Genomic DNA, 13,331 nt, shown 5'->3' with positions numbered 1-13,331 from the left:
TCCGCCCGGTCTCTCCCCAGCAACGCACTCGACACGCCTCCGGATGTCCGCTCCCAGCTCCCAGCAGCGCCTCGCCTGGCGCACCGTCGCCGCCGACGCGGCCCGCGCCGCCTCGGCGTTCATCGCCGAAAAGGCGCACACCCGCCATGCGCTGGTGTGGGAGGAAAAGAGCGCCACCGACTTCGTGAGCGAAGTGGACCTCGGTGCCGAAGCGATGATCCGCCGGCACTTCGAGCAGGCCGCCCCCGAGATCCGCGTCGTCGGTGAAGAACTCGGCGGCGGTGGCACCGAAGAGGGGCTGGTCGCGATCGTGGACCCCCTCGATGGCACGACGAACTTCCTGCACGGCTTCCCGAACTACTGCGTCTCCATCTGCGTGGCGCTCGACGGCGCGCCGCAGGCTGCGGTCATCTGCGACACCGCCCGCGGCGGCCTGTATCACGCCACCGCCGGCGGTGGCGCGTTCCGCGACGACACGCCGCTGCACGTCTCCACGCTGACCACGCCGCCGCGGGCGCTCATCGGGACCGGCTTCCCCTTCAAGGACGTCACCAGCGCCGATCGCTATGTCCGCCAACTGCGCACCCTGATGCCCCTCGTGGCCGGCATGCGTCGCGCCGGCTCAGCCGCCCTCGATCTCACCGATGTGGCACAGGGCCGCTTCGACGCCTTCTGGGAGCTGTTCCTCAACCCATGGGACATGGCGGCCGCTACACTGCTGGTCCGCGAAGCGGGCGGTCGTGTTACCGATCTCGACGGCAACGACGCGCGCCTCATCGGCGGTCCGGTCGTGGCATCCAACGGCCATCTTCATGACTGGCTGCTGGAGATTCTGCAGCACGCGTAGCGACGGAGAGGGCTCTCCCCCCTCGATCCTCCCCCCTGGCTCCTTGATTTACCCACCTGCCGCCCGCTCTCCCTATGAGTCTCGTTGAGTGCGTCCCGAACTTCTCCAACGGCCGCGACCCGGAAGTGATCGGCGCGATCCGTGATGCCATTGCCAACACCCCGGGCGCCACGGTGCTCGACGTGTCCAGCGATGCGTCGCACAACCGCACCGTGATCACGTTCGTCGCCAAGCTCGACGCGGCCGTCCCCGCCGCGTTGGCGGCCATGCAGGTCGCGCGCGATCGCATCGACCTCACCCAGCATCAGGGCGAGCATCCGCGCATCGGGGCCACCGACGTCGTGCCGTTCATTCCGCTCGAGGGCGCCACGATGGACGACTGTGTGGCGCTCGCCCGCGAACTGGGCGCGCGGGCCTTCAGCGAGCTGGGCATCCCGGTCTATCTCTACGAACGCGCGGCCACCACACCGGCGCGCGAAAACCTCGCCGATGTACGCCGCGGCGAGTTCGAAGGGCTGCGCGACGAGGTGAAGACGAACGCCGCGCGGAAGCCCGATTTCGGCAACGCCGAGCTGCACCCCACGGCCGGCGCCACCGCGGTGGGCGCGCGCCCGTTCCTCGTGGCCTACAACGTCTACCTCGGCGACAAGAGCAACCTTCCCGTGGCCAAGGAAGTCGCGAAGGCCATTCGTGGCTCCAGTGGCGGTCTGCGCTATGTGAAGGGGCTGGGCATGGAGGTCGATGGCCAGGCGCAGGTGTCCATGAACCTCGTCGATACCGAGAAGACGCCGCTGCATCGGGTCTTCGAGTACGTGAAGACCGAGGCAGCGGCGTATGGCGTCGTGCCCACGTGGAGCGAGATCGTGGGGCTGGTGCCCGAGCGCGTGCTGCTGGAAGCGGGCGCGCGGCATGTGCAGCTGCGCGGCTTCTCCAAAGCGATGCTGCTCGAGACCAAGGTGCGCGATGCGGTGTCCGGCGGTGAATCGGTCGACGGCTTCATGTCGCGGGTGGCGAGCTCCGATCCGACCCCCGGTGGGGGCAGTGTGGCCGCGCACGTCGGCGCGCTCTCGGCCGCGGTGGCGCAGATGGTCAGCGCTCTCACGGTGGGGCGCAAGAAGTACGCGGCCGTGGAAGAGGAGATGAAGGCCATCGCGCTCGAGGCGAGCGCGCTGCGGCGCGAACTCGCCGGCCTCGTGGCGCGCGACGCCGCGAGCTACGACACGGTGAGTGCCGCCTACAAGCTCCCCAAGGACACCGAGGCCGAGCAGGCCGCGCGCGCCACGGCGGTGCGCGAGGCGCTCCTGTTCGCCGCCGAGGTGCCGCTCGAGACGGCGCGCGCCGCCGTACGTGTCACCGCACTCGCGGCCTCGCTCGCCGAACGTGGCAACACGAACGCCGTGACCGATTCGTGCGTCGCCGCGCTGATGGCCGAAGCCGCCTGCAAGGGCGCCGCCCTCAACGTCCGCATCAACGTCGTTGCGCTCGATGCCGAGGGGGCCGCCCGCGGCGCCGAGCTTGCCGCCGCGGCGCGCGAGGCCATTGCGCAGGCGAGTGCACACGCGCGCCGCGCCGAGGCGGCCGCCGAGAAGGCCATGACCGCGTAACCGGAGCCGACCATGCGTGGCGTCGCGATGTTTCTGCTGTGCGGCAGTGCCCTGGTGGCGCCACGCGTGTCGGCGCAATCCGCTCCCGAACGCGTCGGTACCGTCGCCGGCGTGGTGGTGGTCGATTCACTCAATACGCCCATCGCCAATGCGATGGTGCGCATCGGCACCACCGACAGTGTCCGCACCGATAGCAGCGGCCGCTTCGAACTGCCGCGCGTTCCAGCCGGCGTGAAGCAGATCATGGTGCGGGCGGTGGGCTTCGAGCCGTACAGCCAGACGATCTCCGTCAACGCCAACGGCCGCGCCGAGCTGGAGCTGCCGCTGCGCCGCGATGTGCAGCAACTGCGTACCGTGGCGGTCACCGCCGCGGCCGCACGGTCGTCGGATCCGCGACGCGCGCTCTGGATGGATGGCTTTGACGAGCGCCGGAAGGTCGGCAACGGGCACTTCATCAGCGCCGACGAATTGAAGTCCACCGATGGCCGCGCGTGGGCCACCGAGGTCGTGGCGCGAGTCCCGTCTCTGCGGCTGGCGCGGTTCAATTCGCGCACGGTCTTCATGACGTCGCGGGGCGTGATCAGCGTGCTCAATCAGCCACGCGGCGACGAGGTCGACGTCAAAATGGGCGCCCCGAAGGCCTGCTATCCCATCGTGATCGTCGACGATCTGGTGCGCTACGCGGGTCGCATGGGCGAGCCCCTGCTCGACCTCGGCAGCATCGATGGGACGCAGATCGCCGCGATCGAGTACTACACCGTGGCCAACCTCCCCGTCCGCTTCAACAAGGGCGGAAATGCCGCGTGTGGCGCCGTCGTGATTTGGCTCAAGAGCTGACGCGCGGCGGTCGTTGATCCACCACGGCACGCCCGCGCCTACACCTCCGGCGCGAAGGGCGTGGCATCGGGCTGCATCGCCCCCGCCACATTCCCCTCCGGGTCGCGGAACCACAGCAGGTGCCCGACCGTCGGAATCGTCGCAATGGGCATGAGGATCTCCCCGCCGGCCTCGCGGATCGCCCGTTCGGCGGCATGGATATCCGGCACGGCAATCGTGCACTCGAAGCCCGTCATGCGCTCGCCCGCCACCAGGGTGCGCCGTTGCTGCAGCGACCCCAGGATCGCTGGGGTCTCCGGCGTGGAGCCGGTCTCGATCATGAAGAACCCCGGCGGTCCCCAGGCCTCGAAGCGCCAGCCGAACACGGCGCCGTAGAAGGCCTGCGCACGCGCACAGTCATCGGCATTGATCGCAAAGTGGCGGACGGGGGACACGGGGGGCTGGGACATGCGGGCCTCGAAAGAAGAGTCGCCGTGAAGGTCGCCCCCCAGCGGCTGGCGGTCTTGCGCTATATCGTCATGGGATGTCGATATCACGCCAGCCCTCCGGTCGGTCGGCCCCAGAACGGATCGCCGTGCGCACCGCCGCCGTGGGCTTCTCCAGCGGCTACCGCTGGGCCGGCCGGCACGTGGACTGGGGGCAGCTCCTTTGGGCGTCGCAGGGCGCCATCACCGCCACGATCGAGGGCGCCCTCTGGATCGTCCCCACCGGCCGCGCGCTCTGGCTCCCGCCGGGCACCCCCAACGACGTCACGCTCATTGGCCGCGGCGTCCTGCGCACCGTCTACCTCACGCGCACACGCAGTCGCGCGATTGCGAAAACGCCGCGCCTCGTCGCCTTCCCGCCACTGCTGCGCGAGCTCCTGCGCCGGGCGATCGAACGGGATACGCTCACCAGCGCCATCGCGAGCGACACGCATGTGATCGCCCTGCTCGTGGATGAACTGGCCGCAGCCTGCGCCGCCCCAAGCCTTCCGGTGGATCTACCACTCCCGCGCGACCCGCGCGCCGAACGCGCCGCGTCGCGCATCCTGATGGCCCCCGGCACGCCCCTCGCCGCGCTCCACCTCGAACGCCACAGCGGCGCCGCCCGTCGCACCCTCGAACGCCTCTTTCACGCGGACACCGGTCTCTCCCTGGGCGCCTGGCACCAGCGCGCCAACATCATTCACAGCATCTCTCGCCTCGCCCAAGGCGACAACGTCGCCCAAGCCGGCATCGCCGCCGGCTACAGCAGCACGAGCGCGTTCATTCACGCCTTCAAGTCCGTGACCGGCACCACGCCCGGCAAGCCAACCTCAGGCGCCTTCAGAACAGATCACGCAGAGAATAGGGGAAAAGGAGAAATCGAACCACGCCGGGTTTGATTTCTCCTTTTCCCCTTTTCTCTGCGTAATCAGTTCCTGCGATGTCAAAAGAAAAAGGACACGAGAGCGATGCCCTGTGTCCTCTGTGCCCCTGTGTCCTCTGTGCGATCAGTTCAACGATCTCAACTCAGCGTCAAGATCCGCGGACCGGCCTCAGTGATGGCCACGGTATGCTCAAAGTGCGCCGAGCGCTTCCCGTCCGCCGTCACGACCGTCCACTTGTCCGACAGGGTACGCGTCTTGGCCGTCCCCACATTCACCATCGGTTCGATGGCGATCGTGAGCCCCACGCTCAGCTTCTTGCCGCGCTTCGGCTTGCCGTAGTTCGGGATCTGCAGCTCCTCGTGCGGCGAGAAGCCCACGCCGTGCCCGACGAGCTCCCGCACCACCGAAAAGCCTTCCGCTTCCACGACCGCCTGCACCGCTGCCCCGATATCGCCGACATGATTGTCGGCCACCGCCGCCGCGATGCCGGCATCGAGCGAACGGCGCGTCACATCGAGCAGCTTTTCGGTGTCGGCGTCGATCGTCCCGACCGGTACGGTGATCGCCGAGTCGGTGAACATCCCTTCCAGCTTCACGCCCACATCGAGCGTCACGATGTCGCCATCGTGCAGCACGCGCTTCCGCGACGGAATGCCGTGCACGATCTCCTCGTTGATCGAGATGCAGGCGCTGCCGGGAAAGCCGTAGAGCCCCTTGAACGCCGGTTCCGCGCCGGCGTGCGAGCGAATGAACGACTCGCAGAGCTGGTCGAGTTCACCGGTCGTGATGCCCGGACGCACATGCGCCTTGAGGTGCATGAGCGTCTGGTGCAGCAGCGCGCCACCGCGCGCCATGATCTCGATTTCGCGCGGGGACTTGAGCAACGACGAGGGGGCGGTGTTGCTACCGAAAGCCATGGGGGTTCCTCGGCCTCAGTTGAGGCCGAGGCCCGTGTAGACGCGCGCTTCGACGTCCTCGAGGGAGCCGAGCGCGTCGATGCGCACCAGGTTCGCGCCATGCGCGTCGTACCACGCGATCACCGGCGCCGTCTGGTCGCGATAGACCTGCATGCGCTTGCGGATGGCTTCCGGCTCGTCGTCCTTGCGGCGCACGAGCGTGCCTTCCGGCTGGTGCCCGTCCACGCCGCACTTCTCGCCCGGCTCGCGGCCGAAGAACGGCCGCTGACAGACATCGCAGGTGGTCCGGCCGCTGAGGCGGCGCACCAGTTCGTCCTCGTCGATATCGAAGAGCAGGACGGCGTCGAGCGTCCGACCGAGCGCCGAGAGCGTATCGGTCAGCCCTTCCGCCTGCGGCGTCGTCCGCACGACACCATCGAGGATCGCGCCATTGGCCGACGTGGGGGCGGCCAGCGCTTCCTTCATGATTCCCATGATGACGCTGTCGGGAACCAGATCGCCGCGATCCATGGCGGCTTTGGCCTCGAGACCCAGAGGCGTGCCGTCGCGTACCGCGGCGCGGAGTACATCACCCGTCGCGATCTTGGGAACACCAAGGCGAGCGGCAAGCCGCTCGCCCTGGGTACCCTTGCCCGCGCCCGGGGGACCGAGCAGGACGATGATCAACGCAATGTCCTCAGAAACCCTGCGTAGCCTGGCGGCCACGGAAGCGGACGCGGCCCTTCTTCATGAAGCCGTCGTACTTCCGGAGCAGCAGGTGCTGCTGCATCTGCGCCATCGTATCGAGTGCCACGCCCACGACGATCAGCAGCGACGTGCCGCCGAACGCGAAGGGCACGTTCACCAGCCGCGCGATGACGATCGGCATCAGCGCAATGAACGTCAGGAAGATGGCGCCGGGCAGCGTGATGCGCTCCACGACTTCTTCGATGTACTCCGCCGTCTTCGCACCCGGCTTGATGCCCGGCACGAACCCGCCCTGCTTCTTCAGGTTCTCGGCCAGGTCGACCGGATTGAAGATGATGGACGTGTAGAAGTACGTGAACAGGAGCGTGAGGATCGAGAACAGGATGAAGTAGAGCCACGGGTTCGGGCCCTGCGGATTGAAGTACTCCGCAATCTCCTGCATCTTCGCGTTGCCGCTGAACTGCGCGAGCGCGCCCGGAATCACGATCACCGAGTTGGCGAAGATGATCGGCATCACGCCCGCCGTGTTGATGCGCAGCGGGATGAAGTTGCGCGCCGCTTCACGCTGACGGCCACGGGCCATCGTGCGCTGCGGGATCTGAATGAGCACGCGACGCGCGGCCACCGTGATGGCCACGACGCCGGCCACCACCGCCACCATCACCAGCGCCAGCACCACGATCGCCAGCGGCGCGATCGCGCCCGTCGTCATGAAGCCGAAGGTCTGGAAGATGGCCGGCCACATGCGCTCGACGATCGAGAAGAAGATGATCAGCGAGGCGCCGTTGCCCAGGCCGCGTTCGGTGATCTGCTCGCCCAGCCACATCACGAACACCGCGCCCGTGGTGAGGAAGAGCATCATCTGGACCGTGAACCACGCGCCCGGACGCGAGACCGCGGCCGGCAACGACGTGGTGAAGAGCGCAAAGCCGTAGGCCTGGATCATCGCCAGGACGACGGTGAGGTAGCGCGTCCACTGCGTCAGCTTTTTCCGCCCTTCCTCGTCCTTCTGCATCTTGTCGACCGTCGGCAGCACTGCACCGGCGATCTGGACGAAAATGCTCGAGGAGATGTAGGGCATGATGCCGAGCGCGAACACCGTCGCCCGCGAGAGACCACCACCCACGAACATGTCGTAGAGGCCGAGAAGGCCACCGCCCTGCTGGCGGGTGAAGTAGTCGGACAGCGCCTGGACGTCGATGCCCGGGGCCGTGATGTGCGCTCCGACCCGATAGATCACCATGCACAGGAACGTGAAGGTGATCTTCTGCCAGAGCTCCGGCGTCCGGTAGATGTTGGCGACGGCCTGGGCCGCCGCGTTGTTTTGCTCAGCCATGCGCTGCGTTCTCGGTTTATTCGACGCGGCCGCCGGCCGCCTCGATCTTGGCCTTGGCTGCCGCGCTCATCTTCACGCCCTTGACCGTGAAGGCCCGCGGCACATCGCCGTTCGCCAGCAGCTTCGCCGGACCCTGACCCGCGCGGATCAGCCCCGCGGCGGTCAGCGTCTCCACCGTGACTTCATCACCCGCCACCTTGGCGAGCATGTCGAGGCGCACGACCTGCGCCTCTTCACGGAACGGATTGGTGAAACCACGCTTCGGGATACGACGCGTGATGGGCATCTGGCCGCCTTCGAAGTGCGGCTTGCCACCACCAGGACCGCCATGGCCGGACCGCGCCATCGAGCCCTTGTGACCCTTACCGGAGGTCTTGCCGAGGCCGGAGCCCGGGCCGCGACCCAGCCGGCGGCGCGCGCGATGCGAGCCGGGCGCCGGCGACAGGTTGTGCAGACCGATCTTCTCGGTGCCGTCAGTCTTGTTCGCCACGGGTTACTCCTCCACCGGCGTCACCTGAATCAGGTGACGCACCTTCTTGATCTGCCCGCGCAGCGAGGCGGAATCCTGCTGCACCACACTCGCCTGATGATTGCGCAGGCCGAGCGCCGCAAGCGTCTGGCGCATCCGCCACGAATGGCCGATGGCGCTCCGCACCTGCGTGATCTTCACCTTGCCCGACGTCGGCGCCTCAAGCTTGGGCGTCTTGGCCGGACCCTTCGACGGGTGCCACACGAATGTCCGCGGCATTATGCGACCTCCGCGGCCACCACGGCCGCCTTGCTCGGATTGACCGCTTCCATCTTCGACTTCGCGCGGCTCTTGTACCCGATCTGCGACACCTCGATCCCACGCTCCTTGGCCGCCTGCTCGACGGTGATCAGGTGCGTCAGGCCGTCGATCGCCGCCCGCACCATGTTGTGCGGGTTCGTCGAGCCGAGGCTCTTGGTGAGGATGTCATGAATGCCGGCGCACTCGAGCACCGCACGCACCGCACCACCGGCGATCACACCGGCACCGGGCGCCGCGGGCTTCATGAGGACCTTGCCGGCGCCATGCTTGCCGACGACTTCGTGCGGGATCGTCGAGCCGGTCAGCGGGATGTTCACCATGCGGCGACGGGCGGCGTCCACGGCCTTGCGGACCGCTTCCGACACTTCGTTCGCCTTGCCGGTGGCAAAGCCGACCTTGCCCTGCCCATCGCCCACCGCGACGAGCGCGTTGAACGAGAAGCGACGACCACCCTTCACGACCTTCGCGACGCGATTGATCGCGATCACGTTCTCGACCAGATCGCTCTGCTCGCGCTCCTGCTGCGGGCCGCCACGATCCGGGCCACGGCCGCGACCGTCGCGACCGCCCTGTCCGCCTTCACCGCCGCCGGGACCACGGCCACGACCGGCGCCCGGGCCACCCGGACCACGACCGCGACCGCCACCGGGGCCGCCACGTCCACGACCGCCGCCCGGGCCACCACGGCCGGGGCCACCACCGGTGCGCGGGGCGCTGCTTCCTGAATTCGTTGCGTCAGCCATGATTAAAACTCCAGGCCGCCCTCTCGGGCGCCATCGGCCACAGCCTTGACCCGGCCATGGTACTGGTAACCGGCGCGGTCGAACACGACCTTCGAGATGCCAGCCGCCTTCGCCTTTTCCGCCGCGGCCTTGCCGACGGCGAGCGCGCGCTCCGACTTCGTGCCGTTCATCCCTTCGTCGCCAACGGTCAGCAGCGTGCGCTGCGCGACGTCGTCCACGATCTGGGCGTAGATGTGCTTCAACGAACGGAACACCACGAGACGCGGACGCTCCGCCGTCCCGGACACCGCCTTGCGCACGCGCAGATGCCGACGCTTGCGCTTCTCCGCGTTCGTCCGCGGAATCGCGATCTTGGCCATTACTTGCCTCCCGCCTTACCGGCCTTGCGCCGGATGACTTCGCCCTGGTACTTGACGCCCTTGCCCTTGTACGGCTCAGGCTTGCGGAAGCTCCGGATCTCGGCGGCGACCTGACCGACGTGCTCCTTGCTCGCGCCCTCGATCACGACCGTGGTCGGATTCGGCGCGCTGATCTTCACGCCTTCCGGCGCCTTGTATTCGATCTGGTGCGAGAAGCCGAGCGACAGCAGCGCGCCGTACGGCTTGATCTCGGCCTTGTAGCCGACACCCGTGATCTCCAGCGTCTTCTTGAAGCCGGTCGTCACGCCTTCCACCATGTTCGCCACCAGGGTACGCGTCAGGCCGTGCAGCGCCTTGTGGCGCTCCTCGTCGCTCGGACGCTTCACCAGCAGCTCGTTGCCTTCCTGCACCACGGCGATGTCGGCCGCGAGGGTGCGCGCGAGCTCACCCTTCGGGCCCTTCACCTTCACCGTGCTGCCATCGATCGCCACGGTCACGCCGGCCGGAACCGGAATCGGGCGCTTACCAATACGGGACATGTGTGGGCGTCTCCTTACCAGACCAGGGCGAGCAACTCGCCGCCGGTGTTTGCAGAGCGCGCATCACGGTCCGACATGATGCCCTTCGACGTGCTCAGGATCGCCATGCCCAGCCCGTTGCGGACGCGCGGAATTTCCGTCACGCCGACGTACTTCCGGAGGCCCGGCGTCGAGACGCGCTTCGCTTCACGGATGACCGACTGGCCCCCGTGCGCGTACTTCAGGATCACGCGGAGCACGCTCTTGCCATCCTCGAGTTCCACCGTGCGGTAGTCCTGGATGAACGCGTTCTCCTTCAGAATGCGCGCGATCTCGATCTTGATCTTTGACAACGGCATGTCGACGCGGCGGTGCTTCGAAGCACACGCGTTGCGAATGCGCGTCAGCATGTCGGCAATGGGGTCGTTGAGGCTCATGCTCTCTGGGTTCTCCTAGGGTATCCGGCCAACGCCGGACCGTTAGGAAGTGAATGGATATCCAGCCGGGAATCGCTTACCAGCTGGCCTTGCGCACGCCCGGGATCAGGCCCATGAGGGCCATGTCGCGGAGGGCGATACGCGAAAGCCCGAAGTGGCGGAGGAAGCCACGCGGACGGCCGCTCATGTTGCAGCGGTTGCGCACGCGCGTCGCGGACGAATTGCGCGGCATCTTGTGCAGCGCATTCACCGCCTGGAGCTTCTCCTCCGGCGTGCTCTTCGGGTTGTTGATCGTCGCCTTGAACGCGGCGCGCTTGGCCGCATGCCGCTGCACCAGCTCGGCGCGCTTCGCGTTCTGGACCAGCTTGCTCGTCTTTGCCATAAGTCTCTAGTCCTGGATCAGGCCGCGGTCGGCTGCGCCACCTTGGGCGTCACCGGCTTGTCGTCGCCACGGAACGGCATGCCCAGCTGATGCAGCAGGGCGAACGCATGCGCGTCCTTCGACGCCGTCGTCACGAACGTGATGTCCATGCCGTGGATCTGCTCGACCATGTCGTAGTTGATCTCGGGGAAGATCATCTGCTCCTTGATGCCGAGCGTGTAGTTGCCGCGGCCGTCGAACGACTTCGTGCCGAGGCCGCGGAAGTCGCGGATACGCGGGCACGCCACCGTCACGAAACGATCGAGGAACTCCCACATCCGGGCGCCGCGCATCGTCACCGACGCGCCGATCTCCTGCCCCTCGCGGAGGCCGAAGTTGGCGACCGACTTCTTCGCCTTGCGACGGACCGGCTTCTGGCCCGTGATCAGCGCCAACTCCTCGACCACCACGTCGAGCAGCTTCGGCTGCTTCACGGCCTCACCCACGCCGCAGTTGATCACGATCTTCTCGAGCGTCGGAATCTCCATCGGGTTGGTGAAGCCGAACTGCTTCGCCAGCGCCGCGCGGACCGTCTGCTCGTAGTGCGTCTTGAGGCGCGGGGCGGCCGCCGGCAAGCCGGCCCCCGCATGATCCCGCTTCGTGAAGTCGACGGCCTGACGCGGCTGGCCCGCCTGCTTGCCACCCTTGCCACCGCCCTTCGCGCCCGCGCCGCCCTTGGCAGCACCGGCCTTCGCCCCACCCTTCGCGCCGCCCTTGGCGGCGCCCTTTTCCTTGGTCGCCATCTCTAGTTACTCCGGTCAGCGCGCACGGGGAATCACTTCACCGCTCTTCACGCCGACGCGCTCCTTCGTGCCGTCCTTGTCGATGCGCGTCTTCACGCGCGTCGGCTTGCCGGTCTTCGAATCGAGCAGCATCACGTTCGACGCGTGGAAGGGTGCGGCCATCTCGATGATGCCGCTGGTCTCTTCCGCCGTGCGCGCCTTGCGGTGCTTCTTCACGATGTTGACGCCTTCCACCTTGATGCGGCCCGTCTTGGGGTACACCTGGAGGACCTTGCCCTCCTTCCCCTTGTCGTCGCCCCGCATCACGCGGACGGTATCACCCTTCGTCACGTGGATCACTTCGCGCGAGGCCTTCAGCGCGTGCCGGGACGCGCCGAGGCGCTGCCCGCGATCCGTCTTGTAGTACACGTTCTTGCGCATCTCAGAGCACCTCGGGGGCCAGCGACACGATCTTCATGTAGCGCTTCTCGCGAAGCTCGCGCGCCACCGGGCCGAAGATACGGGTCGCCTTCGGCTCGCCGTTGTCGTTGATGATCACGACCGCGTTTTCGTCGAAGCGGATGTACGAGCCGTCCTTCCGGCGCGTCTCCTTCACCGTGCGGACCACCACGGCCTTCGCCACGTCCGACTTCTTCACCGTGCCGTTCGGGAGCGCGTCCTTCACCGCCACGATGACCCGGTCACCCAGGCCCGCATAGCGACGGCGCGTGCCGCCGAGCACGCGGATCACCAGGGCGCGCTTGGCACCACTGTTGTCCGCCACCTTCACCACCGATTCCTGCTGGATCATGGGTCAGGTCCTCAGCGTGCGCGTTCGACGATCTCGACCACGCGCCACCGCTTGTCCTTCGACAAGGGCCGGGTCTCCATGATACGCACGGTGTCTCCCACCTTCGCCGAGTTCTCCTCGTCGTGCGCCTTCAGCTTGGCCGTCCGCGTTACCATCTTGCCGTACTGCGGATGCGGCATGCGACGGTCGATGCTCACCACGACCGTCTTGTCCATCTTGTCGCTCACGACCAGCCCGACACGCACCTTGCGTGCAGTCCGTTCGGAGGCGCCGTTCTGCGCGGCGCTCGCGTTGTTCGTCTCAGCCATCTGTCGGGTTCCGGTTAGCGGCCAGCGGCGGCGAGCTGACGCTCGCGCTGCACCGTCTTCAGGCGGGCGATGTCGCGGCGGATGCTGCGCAGGCGCAGCGGCTCCTCCAGCGCTTCACTCGCGCTGCGGAACTTGAGGCGGAAACGCTCCTCCTCCAGTTCCGCGATGCGGGCCGTCAGCTCGTTGTCAGCCAGTCCGCGGATCTCTTCAGCCTTCATTGGTCACCGCCTCCTCGCGTGCAACGAACTTGGTCTTCACACCCAGCTTGGCGGCGGCGAGGGCCATGGCCGTCTCGGCCAGCTCGCGCGTCACGCCTTCGATTTCGAACATCACGCGGCCCGGCTTCACGACCGCCACCCACAGTTCCGGCGAACCCTTACCCTTACCCATGCGGGTTTCGGCGGGCTTCTTCGTGATCGGCTTGTCCGGGAAGATCCGGATCCACACCTTGCCGCCACGCTTGATGTGACGCGTCATCGCGACACGGCACGCTTCGATCTGCCGGCTCGTCACCCACCCCGGCTCGAGCGCCTGCAGGCCGAAATGGCCAAACGACAGCTCGGAGCCACGGTGCGCCAGACCCGTGGTCCGGCCCTTGAACATCTTGCGGAACTTGACCCGCTTCGGACTCAGCATCGACTAG

Annotated in this window: 21 protein-coding genes; 4 read left to right on the top strand and 17 right to left on the bottom strand. The window is 67.3% G+C overall.

What is annotated here, in order from left to right; genetic code table 11:
- Positions 1–43 precede the first annotated feature (43 nt).
- The 3 genes from K2R93_03560 (at position 44) to K2R93_03550 (ending at position 3,288) form a co-directional block, all read left to right on the top strand.
- Entirely contained in the window at positions 44–847 is an 804-nt protein-coding gene (locus K2R93_03560; GenBank protein MBY0488897.1) for an inositol monophosphatase, read from the top strand.
- A gap of 74 nt (positions 848–921) precedes the next feature.
- Positions 922–2,451 (top strand): glutamate formimidoyltransferase, encoded by a 1,530-nt coding sequence (gene ftcD, locus K2R93_03555; protein MBY0488896.1) that lies wholly within the window; start codon positions 922–924, stop codon positions 2,449–2,451.
- 12 nt (positions 2,452–2,463) lie between these two features.
- Positions 2,464–3,288 carry a carboxypeptidase-like regulatory domain-containing protein gene (locus K2R93_03550; protein MBY0488895.1) on the top strand — a complete coding sequence of 275 codons (825 nt, stop codon included), beginning with the start codon at positions 2,464–2,466 and terminating at the stop codon, positions 3,286–3,288.
- A 38-nt stretch (positions 3,289–3,326) separates the two neighbouring features.
- Here the strand turns inward: K2R93_03550 and K2R93_03545 are convergent, their stop codons facing one another.
- Positions 3,327–3,737, bottom strand: a complete 411-nt coding sequence (locus K2R93_03545) for a VOC family protein (GenBank protein MBY0488894.1) — start codon at positions 3,735–3,737, stop codon at positions 3,327–3,329.
- A 74-nt stretch (positions 3,738–3,811) separates the two neighbouring features.
- On the opposite strand from K2R93_03545, the gene K2R93_03540 reads away from it, so the two are divergent.
- Positions 3,812–4,654 carry a helix-turn-helix transcriptional regulator gene (locus K2R93_03540; protein MBY0488893.1) on the top strand — a complete coding sequence of 281 codons (843 nt, stop codon included), beginning with the start codon at positions 3,812–3,814 and terminating at the stop codon, positions 4,652–4,654.
- A gap of 122 nt (positions 4,655–4,776) precedes the next feature.
- Here the strand turns inward: K2R93_03540 and map are convergent, their stop codons facing one another.
- The 16 genes from map to rplP form a co-directional block, all read right to left on the bottom strand.
- Complete coding sequence (gene map / locus K2R93_03535; protein ID MBY0488892.1) at positions 4,777–5,556, bottom strand: type I methionyl aminopeptidase; 780 nt, start codon at positions 5,554–5,556, stop codon at positions 4,777–4,779.
- 15 nt (positions 5,557–5,571) lie between these two features.
- Positions 5,572–6,222: an adenylate kinase gene (locus K2R93_03530; protein MBY0488891.1), complete on the bottom strand. Its 651-nt coding sequence runs from the start codon at positions 6,220–6,222 to the stop codon at positions 5,572–5,574.
- Between the two features lie 10 nt (positions 6,223–6,232).
- On the bottom strand, positions 6,233–7,579 hold the full coding sequence (secY, locus tag K2R93_03525) for a preprotein translocase subunit SecY (protein ID MBY0488890.1): 1,347 nt from the start codon (positions 7,577–7,579) through the stop codon (positions 6,233–6,235).
- 16 nt (positions 7,580–7,595) lie between these two features.
- The gene (rplO, locus tag K2R93_03520; protein ID MBY0488889.1) at positions 7,596–8,039 is read right to left on the bottom strand and encodes a 50S ribosomal protein L15; all 444 of its coding nucleotides are present in this window, start codon (positions 8,037–8,039) and stop codon (positions 7,596–7,598) included.
- A 33-nt stretch (positions 8,040–8,072) separates the two neighbouring features.
- Positions 8,073–8,249 (bottom strand): 50S ribosomal protein L30, encoded by a 177-nt coding sequence (rpmD, locus tag K2R93_03515; protein MBY0488888.1) that lies wholly within the window; start codon positions 8,247–8,249, stop codon positions 8,073–8,075.
- Between the two features lie 77 nt (positions 8,250–8,326).
- Positions 8,327–9,112: a 30S ribosomal protein S5 gene (gene rpsE, locus K2R93_03510; protein ID MBY0488887.1), complete on the bottom strand. Its 786-nt coding sequence runs from the start codon at positions 9,110–9,112 to the stop codon at positions 8,327–8,329.
- A gap of 2 nt (positions 9,113–9,114) precedes the next feature.
- A complete protein-coding gene (gene rplR / locus K2R93_03505; protein ID MBY0488886.1) occupies positions 9,115–9,471 on the bottom strand; it encodes a 50S ribosomal protein L18 in 357 nt (118 codons plus the stop codon).
- Complete coding sequence (gene rplF, locus K2R93_03500) at positions 9,471–10,010, bottom strand: 50S ribosomal protein L6 (protein ID MBY0488885.1); 540 nt, start codon at positions 10,008–10,010, stop codon at positions 9,471–9,473. The genes rplR and rplF overlap by 1 nt, the downstream gene beginning before the upstream one ends.
- A 14-nt stretch (positions 10,011–10,024) precedes the next feature.
- Complete coding sequence (rpsH, locus tag K2R93_03495; protein MBY0488884.1) at positions 10,025–10,426, bottom strand: 30S ribosomal protein S8; 402 nt, start codon at positions 10,424–10,426, stop codon at positions 10,025–10,027.
- 76 nt (positions 10,427–10,502) lie between these two features.
- Positions 10,503–10,808: a 30S ribosomal protein S14 gene (rpsN, locus tag K2R93_03490; GenBank protein MBY0488883.1), complete on the bottom strand. Its 306-nt coding sequence runs from the start codon at positions 10,806–10,808 to the stop codon at positions 10,503–10,505.
- Between the two features lie 17 nt (positions 10,809–10,825).
- Positions 10,826–11,422 (bottom strand): 50S ribosomal protein L5, encoded by a 597-nt coding sequence (rplE, locus tag K2R93_03485; GenBank protein MBY0488882.1) that lies wholly within the window; start codon positions 11,420–11,422, stop codon positions 10,826–10,828.
- A 183-nt stretch (positions 11,423–11,605) separates the two neighbouring features.
- Positions 11,606–11,926 carry a 50S ribosomal protein L24 gene (rplX, locus tag K2R93_03480; GenBank protein ID MBY0488881.1) on the bottom strand — a complete coding sequence of 107 codons (321 nt, stop codon included), beginning with the start codon at positions 11,924–11,926 and terminating at the stop codon, positions 11,606–11,608.
- An 85-nt stretch (positions 11,927–12,011) separates the two neighbouring features.
- Positions 12,012–12,380, bottom strand: coding sequence for a 50S ribosomal protein L14 (gene rplN, locus K2R93_03475; GenBank protein MBY0488880.1), 369 nt, complete (start codon positions 12,378–12,380; stop codon positions 12,012–12,014).
- 11 nt (positions 12,381–12,391) lie between these two features.
- Positions 12,392–12,688 (bottom strand): 30S ribosomal protein S17, encoded by a 297-nt coding sequence (rpsQ, locus tag K2R93_03470; protein MBY0488879.1) that lies wholly within the window; start codon positions 12,686–12,688, stop codon positions 12,392–12,394.
- Positions 12,689–12,702: 14 nt separating this feature from the next.
- Positions 12,703–12,906 carry a 50S ribosomal protein L29 gene (gene rpmC, locus K2R93_03465; GenBank protein ID MBY0488878.1) on the bottom strand — a complete coding sequence of 68 codons (204 nt, stop codon included), beginning with the start codon at positions 12,904–12,906 and terminating at the stop codon, positions 12,703–12,705.
- Entirely contained in the window at positions 12,896–13,324 is a 429-nt protein-coding gene (gene rplP, locus K2R93_03460) for a 50S ribosomal protein L16 (protein MBY0488877.1), read from the bottom strand. The genes rpmC and rplP overlap by 11 nt, the downstream gene beginning before the upstream one ends.
- Between the last annotated feature and the right edge of the window lie 7 nt (positions 13,325–13,331).

The sequence above is a fragment of the Gemmatimonadaceae bacterium genome, from assembly GCA_019752115.1.
GTDB lineage: Bacteria > Gemmatimonadota > Gemmatimonadetes > Gemmatimonadales > Gemmatimonadaceae > Gemmatimonas.
The sequence above is the reverse complement of the archived record's forward strand: the minus strand, read 5'-3'. Positions and strand labels throughout refer to the sequence as shown.

What these genes read in the sequence shown, in the direction of transcription:
- rpsQ (MBY0488879.1), bottom strand. Translation starts at nt 12,688, where the DNA reads ATGGCTGAGACGAACAACGCGAGCGCCGCGCAGAACGGCGCCTCCGAA.
- rpsN (MBY0488883.1), bottom strand. Translation starts at nt 10,808, where the DNA reads ATGGCAAAGACGAGCAAGCTGGTCCAGAACGCGAAGCGCGCCGAGCTG.
- rplR (MBY0488886.1), bottom strand. Translation starts at nt 9,471, where the DNA reads ATGGCCAAGATCGCGATTCCGCGGACGAACGCGGAGAAGCGCAAGCGT.
- rplF (MBY0488885.1), bottom strand. Translation starts at nt 10,010, where the DNA reads ATGTCCCGTATTGGTAAGCGCCCGATTCCGGTTCCGGCCGGCGTGACC.
- K2R93_03545 (MBY0488894.1), bottom strand. Translation starts at nt 3,737, where the DNA reads ATGTCCCAGCCCCCCGTGTCCCCCGTCCGCCACTTTGCGATCAATGCC.
- secY (MBY0488890.1), bottom strand. Translation starts at nt 7,579, where the DNA reads ATGGCTGAGCAAAACAACGCGGCGGCCCAGGCCGTCGCCAACATCTAC.
- K2R93_03550 (MBY0488895.1), top strand. Translation starts at nt 2,464, where the DNA reads ATGCGTGGCGTCGCGATGTTTCTGCTGTGCGGCAGTGCCCTGGTGGCG.
- ftcD (MBY0488896.1), top strand. Translation starts at nt 922, where the DNA reads ATGAGTCTCGTTGAGTGCGTCCCGAACTTCTCCAACGGCCGCGACCCG.
- rplN (MBY0488880.1), bottom strand. Translation starts at nt 12,380, where the DNA reads ATGATCCAGCAGGAATCGGTGGTGAAGGTGGCGGACAACAGTGGTGCC.
- rpsH (MBY0488884.1), bottom strand. Translation starts at nt 10,426, where the DNA reads ATGAGCCTCAACGACCCCATTGCCGACATGCTGACGCGCATTCGCAAC.
- map (MBY0488892.1), bottom strand. Translation starts at nt 5,556, where the DNA reads ATGGCTTTCGGTAGCAACACCGCCCCCTCGTCGTTGCTCAAGTCCCCG.
- K2R93_03560 (MBY0488897.1), top strand. Translation starts at nt 44, where the DNA reads ATGTCCGCTCCCAGCTCCCAGCAGCGCCTCGCCTGGCGCACCGTCGCC.
- rplP (MBY0488877.1), bottom strand. Translation starts at nt 13,324, where the DNA reads ATGCTGAGTCCGAAGCGGGTCAAGTTCCGCAAGATGTTCAAGGGCCGG.
- K2R93_03540 (MBY0488893.1), top strand. Translation starts at nt 3,812, where the DNA reads ATGTCGATATCACGCCAGCCCTCCGGTCGGTCGGCCCCAGAACGGATC.
- rpmC (MBY0488878.1), bottom strand. Translation starts at nt 12,906, where the DNA reads ATGAAGGCTGAAGAGATCCGCGGACTGGCTGACAACGAGCTGACGGCC.
- rpsE (MBY0488887.1), bottom strand. Translation starts at nt 9,112, where the DNA reads ATGGCTGACGCAACGAATTCAGGAAGCAGCGCCCCGCGCACCGGTGGT.